Below are 6000 nucleotides of genomic sequence, written 5' to 3'. Positions count from 1 at the left end.
TGGGTTTGGGTTCGGGGGCGGGCCCGCGCCTCCGACGTGGTGGGGGCCGTCGCCTGGGAGCTACTCGACATCACTTGTCGGAGTCGTCCTTCGTGTCCTCGTCAGCTTCCTCGCCCTCGACCACGGGGATCAGGGAGAGCTTGCCGCGGGAGTCGATCTCGGCGATCTCGACCTGGACCTTGGAGCCCACACCGAGCACGTCCTCGACGTTCTCCACGCGCTTGCCGCCGGCGAGCTTACGGATCTGCGAGATGTGCAGCAGACCGTCCTTGCCCGGGAGCAGCGACACGAACGCACCGAAGGTGGTGGTCTTGACGACCGTACCCAGGTAGCGCTCGCCGACCTCCGGCATGGTCGGGTTGGCGATGCTGTTGATCGTGGCGCGGGCGGCCTCGGCCTGCGAGCCGATCTGGGCACCGATGTAGATGGTGCCGTCGTCCTCGATCGTGATCTCGGCGCCGGTGTCCTCCTGGATCTGGTTGATCATCTTGCCCTTGGGGCCGATGACCTCACCGATCTTGTCCACGGGGATCTTGACGGTGATGATCCGCGGGGCGTTGGGGGACATCTCGTCCGGCGTGTCGATCGCTTCCATCATCACGTCGAGGATGTGGAGGCGTGCGTCGCGGGCCTGCTTGAGGGCCGCGGCCAGGACGGAGGCCGGGATGCCGTCCAGCTTGGTGTCGAGCTGGAGGGCGGTGACGAACTCCTTGGTGCCGGCGACCTTGAAGTCCATGTCGCCGAAGGCGTCCTCCGCACCGAGGATGTCGGTGAGGGCGACGTAGTGCGTCTCGCCGTTGATCTCCTGGGAGATCAGGCCCATGGCGATACCGGCGACGGGGGCCTTCAGCGGCACACCGGCGTTCAGCAGCGACATGGTGGAGGCGCAGACCGAGCCCATGGACGTCGAGCCGTTGGAGCCGAGGGCCTCGGACACCTGACGGATCGCGTAGGGGAACTCCTCGCGCGTCGGCAGAACCGGCACGATGGCGCGCTCGGCGAGGGCGCCGTGGCCGATCTCGCGGCGCTTCGGGGAGCCGACGCGGCCGGTCTCGCCGACGGAGTACGGCGGGAAGTTGTAGTTGTGCATGTAGCGCTTGCGGGACACCGGGGAGAGGGTGTCCAGCTGCTGCTCCATCCGGAGCATGTTGAGGGTGGTGACGCCCAGGATCTGGGTCTCGCCACGCTCGAACAGCGCCGAACCGTGCACGCGCGGGATGGCCTCGACCTCGGCGGCGAGCGTACGGATGTCCGTGACGCCGCGGCCGTCGATACGGACCTTGTCCTTGATGACGCGCTCACGGACCAGGAACTTGGTCAGCGAGCGGTAGGCGGCGGAGATCTCCTTCTCGCGGCCCTCGAACTGCGGGAGCAGCTTCTCGGCGGCGAGACCCTTGACGCGGTCCAGCTCGGCCTCGCGGTCCTGCTTGCCCGGGATGGTGAGCGCCTGGGAGAGCTCGTCCTTGACGGCGGCGGTGAGCGCCTCCAGGACGTCGTCCTGGTAGTCGAGGAAGACCGGGAACTCGCCGGTCGGCTTGGCAGCCTTGGCGGCGAGGTCGGCCTGGGCCTTGCAGAGGACCTTGATGAAGGGCTTCGCGGCGTCCAGACCGGCGGCGACGACCTCCTCGGTCGGCGCCTCGGCGCCGCCCGCGACCAGCGTGATGGTCTTCTCGGTGGCCTCGGCCTCGACCATCATGATCGCGACGTCGCCGTCCTCGAGGGCGCGACCGGCGACGACCATGTCGAAGACGGCGTCCTCGAGCTCGGTGTGCGTCGGGAACGCGACCCACTGGCCGTTGATCAGTGCGACGCGGACGCCGCCGATCGGGCCGGAGAAGGGCAGACCGGCCAGCTGCGTGGACGCGGACGCGGCGTTGATCGCCACGACGTCGTACAGGTGGTCGGGGTTGAGCGCCATGATCGTGGCGACGACCTGGATCTCGTTGCGCAGGCCCTTCTTGAAGGACGGGCGCAGCGGGCGGTCGATCAGGCGGCAGGTGAGGATGGCGTCCTCGGAGGGACGGCCCTCGCGGCGGAAGAAGCTGCCGGGGATCTTGCCGGCGGCGTACATCCGCTCCTCGACGTCCACCGTGAGGGGGAAGAAGTCGAGCTGGTCCTTGGGGTTCTTGGAGGCGGTGGTGGCCGACAGCACCATGGTGTCGTCGTCCAGGTACGCCACGGCGGAGCCGGCGGCCTGCTTGGCCAGGCGGCCCGTCTCGAAGCGGATGGTGCGGGTGCCGAAGGAGCCGTTGTCAATGACGGCCTCGGCGTAGTGGGTCTCGTTCTCCACTAGCATTTTCTCCGTTACTTGTCGTCTTTCGTCCCTCGCTGCCCGTGTGGCAGGGGGACGGTACGGAGAAGCGCTCCGTTCGATGCGGGCCGGTCTTCGATCGAAGCACCCGGGGATCTCTTTCCCGGGGGCCACTACCGAGGACCGGCGGCGGCAGGGCGCGCTTCTCCTCGTTCGGGGAGTGTGGTGACGTTTACCCGCAGCGAGTACACGTCATCACACTGTGTCGTAGGGCTTGCGTTGTGCTACCACACTACAAAGGGTTGCCGACACTCCGCACGTTTCCGCGCGACGACAGGGTGTACGACGACCCTGTCCCCGGTGCGTACCGGTGCGCGCAGCAGCCGGTGTGAAAGCAATCGGTGTGTTCAGCAATGCGGTGTGTACAGCAAAGGGAGCGGTCCCGAATGATCCGGGAACCGCTCCCCTCACGGCGTCCTACTTGGCGCCCGCCGCACCGCGGCGGATGCCGAGGCGGTCGACCAGCGCACGGAAGCGCTGGATGTCCTTCTTGGCGAGGTACTGCAGCAGGCGACGACGCTGACCGACCAGGATCAGCAGACCACGACGGGAGTGGTGGTCGTGCTTGTGCGTCTTGAGGTGCTCGGTCAGGTCCGAGATCCGGCGCGACAGCATGGCGACCTGGACCTCGGGGGAGCCGGTGTCGCCCTCCTTCTGGCCGAACTCCGTGATGAGCTGCTTCTTCGTAGCGGCATCGAGCGGCACGCGTACTCCTCGTAGTCTGTGTGTGGCCACCGAGTGCCCCCGGTCTTGGTCTCGGGGGAGCTTCCGTTACTCGGGTGGCGGGGATCCGCTGGGCGCGGCCTCCAGAACCTTCAGGGGCTGCCTGAGGGTGTTTCCGGGGGTGCGTACACAAACGGCCGAAAGCCAGGGTAGCAGGCCGAGGCACCGGGCCTGCCCGGACCGTGTCCTTCCGCGCGGGGGCAGTGTACGGGGACAGCGCCGGGCCCGAGTGCGAACAGTGAACCTCTGAGCTGGGGGAACGACGGCAAGTAGGCTGGCGGGACAGCTCGTTGGAACAGAGGAAAGGGTCGGAGCCGAGATGGCCGATGCCGAGGACAGGGAACTCAAAGCGCGCAAGGAGCGGGAGCGGGACGAGCTGTACGCGCTCGACATCTCCGGCGTCGAGTGGCAGTGCGCGCCCGGCACTGAGGAGCACGAGGAGCGCGTCGAGATCGCCTACCTCCCGGAGGGGGCCGTCGCGATGCGGTCGTCGCTCGACCCGGAGACGGTGCTGCGCTACACGGAGGCGGAGTGGCGGGCCTTCGTGCTCGGCGCCCGGGACGGCGAGTTCGACCTGGAGCCGGCGCCGGTCGACCGGGGGTCGGCGGCGGGGTGACCGGGCCGGCGGCCGGTACGCGCCGGTCGCCGCTCGATCGTCGCCGCGGCTGCTTCGGCTGCTGCTGCGGCGGCGGCTGGTTCTCGGCGCTGCTCCGACGCCGAGAACGAGGAGATCCACGCTTTCCCGCGGGTGGGCCGGCCGCGGCCTCGGCGCCGTAGGGCTTTCCCGCAGGTGGGAACGTCCGTGGACGAGGATGTCGTCGGATCGGATTCGGGGCGGTGAGGGTGTCGGCGTCGGCGGGCAGGGCGGAGGAGGGGTGCGGCGTCTCCTCGACGGTCTTCGGGGTCGGGCGACCAGCGCACCGGACGTCATGCTGTCGCCGCTCCCGCGCGGGGCGAGGAGCCGGGCGCGGCTCATCCGCATGAGGTACGGCAGTGGGCCGCGACCGCCTGTCGAGTTTCTCTTCGCGGTGTCGCCGGTCGCGAGACCGGCGCGGATGACCGGGTGCGCCGGCCTTGTCGCCGTCGCCCTCCGCGCGGAGGGCGCGGGCCGAGGCTCAGGTCGACGTTGCGAAGGGCACGGGCCGAAGCTCACGGTCGACGTTGCAGCGGGCACGGGCCGAAGCTCACGCTCGACGTTGCAGCGGGCACGGGCGGAAACTCACGGTCGACGTTCCTTTCGGGTCGTCCGCGGGTCAGCCCGTCATCGACCGGGCGGTCGCGTACACGTCGAAGACGGCCAGGGCCAGCGGCACGAGCGTCAGCAGTACGAAGCCCTCGGCGATCTCCATGAAGCGGCCCCAGAACGGGGTGAGGCCGCCGCGCGAGCTGATCAGGCCGATCGAGGTGACGATCGCGGATGCCGCCGCGATCGCCGCGACGAGCCAGACGGTACGGATGTCCAGGTCGGTGCGGTCGCCCGTCAGCGCGTCGCGGATCGCCGAGTGCGGCGGGTCGAGCGCCAGACCGAGGCCGAGCAGGACGAGGGAACCGAGGCCCGCGGCCAGCACCGGAGCGACCTGGGCGGTGTAGCGGAAGAGGTGGGCCCGCATCAGCAGGGCGATGCCCGCGGCCAGGGCGAGGAGCCGGGCCCAGACGTCGTCGGAGAATCCGAGGACCGCGCAGGCGCCGACCGTGATCACCGCGCAGCCGCCGACCAGGCCGACCAGGAGTTCGTGTCCGCGACGGGCCTGGGCCGCGATGCGCTCGGCGTCGACCGGTTCCCGTGGGGCGGGATCGGCGCCGTACGCGCCGCGCGGAGCGGAGGCTGGGGCGTCGAAGCCGATGGGCAGGCGGGCGAAGCGCATGGAGAGGCCGGGCAGGAAGGCCAGCGCGCCCACGCCGAAGGGGGCGCACAGGGCGGCGGTCCCGGCCGGAGTCCAGTGCGCGAGGATCGCAGCGAACACCGCCGCCAGGCCGGTGCCGGAGGCGACCACGAAGGCGACGAACGGGCCGTCCCCGCGCGGGGAGCACAGGGTGAGGAGCACCGCGGCGAGCAGCACCGCGGCGCAGGCCAGCAGGAACTGGAGCCGGCCGATGCCCTGGCCGTCGACGAGCGGGAGGAGTCCGGAGCCCGCCACGCCCACGTTGGGCAGCGCGCCGAGCCCGAGGGCGACGGCGGAGCCCCGGTCGTCGTACACACGGGCCCGGACACAGGCGAGGGCGACCAGCAGGACACCGACGACGGCCGCGAGGATGCCGGGGAGGCCGTTCATGTCGTGCCGCGGGTCACCGGTCCAGGCCACGAAGGCGAGCAGGGCCGGCAGGACGCCTCCCCCTACGAGGCCCGCGGCGCGGGTCAGCTCGCCGCTCCACAGGGTGTGCTCGCGGGTCACGGCCGAGGCGACCGCCTCCGACACGTCGTCGAAGACGGCGGGCGGCAGCGACTCGGAGAAGGGGCGCAGCGTGAGGAGTTCGCCGTCGAGGATGTGCTGGGCGGCGAAGGAACGGGAGCTGTCGAGGACGGTGCCGTCCCGGCGGACGAGGTGGTAGCCGACGGGGGCGCCCTCGGCCGGGCTCTGCCGGGAGAGCCTGAGGATCTCCGGGTGGATGTCGGCGACGGGGACGTCGTCGGGCAGCGCCACGTCGATCCGGCTGTCGGGGGCGACGATGGTGACCCGGCAGAAGCCGAGCCCCGTCCCCGCCGCGGGCGCGGCTCCGGTGCCGCGCCCTTCTCCGGTGGCTGCCGCGGAGGCCGCGATACTCACCTGCTGCTCCCCCTCAGTGATGGTTGCGCGTCGGCGTGTTCGGCGGCGGTGCAAGGGTTCCGCGCCGGCTGGTGCGCCGCGCGGCCCGCGGGTGTGCTCACGCGAACATCCGGCACCCTACCGCCCCCTGGTCGTACAGGCAGTCAGTAGGATCACGCGGCGGCCTGCGTCCGTCCTAAACGGGGTGGCGGACGATGTTTT

At 70.6% G+C, this 6000-nt stretch carries 4 protein-coding genes; 1 reads left to right on the top strand and 3 read right to left on the bottom strand.

All coding sequences use genetic code 11. The features are described from left to right. Positions 1–70: 70 nt before the first annotated feature. Both ACFWBB_RS38005 and rpsO read right to left on the bottom strand, forming a co-directional pair. Positions 71–2290: a polyribonucleotide nucleotidyltransferase gene (locus ACFWBB_RS38005; protein WP_385282367.1), complete on the bottom strand. Its 2220-nt coding sequence runs from the start codon at positions 2288–2290 to the stop codon at positions 71–73. 438 nt (positions 2291–2728) lie between these two features. Beyond that, positions 2729–3016, bottom strand: a complete 288-nt coding sequence (gene rpsO, locus ACFWBB_RS38000; protein WP_020128575.1) for a 30S ribosomal protein S15 — start codon at positions 3014–3016, stop codon at positions 2729–2731. Between the two features lie 337 nt (positions 3017–3353). On the opposite strand from rpsO, the gene ACFWBB_RS37995 reads away from it, so the two are divergent. Then, entirely contained in the window at positions 3354–3650 is a 297-nt protein-coding gene (locus ACFWBB_RS37995) for a DUF397 domain-containing protein (RefSeq protein WP_385282365.1), read from the top strand. Positions 3651–4287: 637 nt separating this feature from the next. On the opposite strand, the gene eccD is transcribed toward ACFWBB_RS37995, so the two are convergent. Then, positions 4288–5799: a type VII secretion integral membrane protein EccD gene (gene eccD, locus ACFWBB_RS37990; protein WP_385282362.1), complete on the bottom strand. Its 1512-nt coding sequence runs from the start codon at positions 5797–5799 to the stop codon at positions 4288–4290. Positions 5800–6000 lie beyond the last annotated feature (201 nt).

The sequence above is a fragment of the Streptomyces sp. NPDC060000 genome, from assembly GCF_042737375.1.
GTDB lineage: Bacteria > Actinomycetota > Actinomycetes > Streptomycetales > Streptomycetaceae > Streptomyces.
Note: the sequence above shows the minus strand (reverse complement) of the source record. Positions and strands in the feature narration are given on the sequence as shown.

Excerpts from the sequence above, each read along its gene's own strand:
- ACFWBB_RS37995 (WP_385282365.1), top strand. The coding sequence starts at position 3,354 with ATGGCCGATGCCGAGGACAGGGAACTCAAAGCGCGCAAGGAGCGGGAG.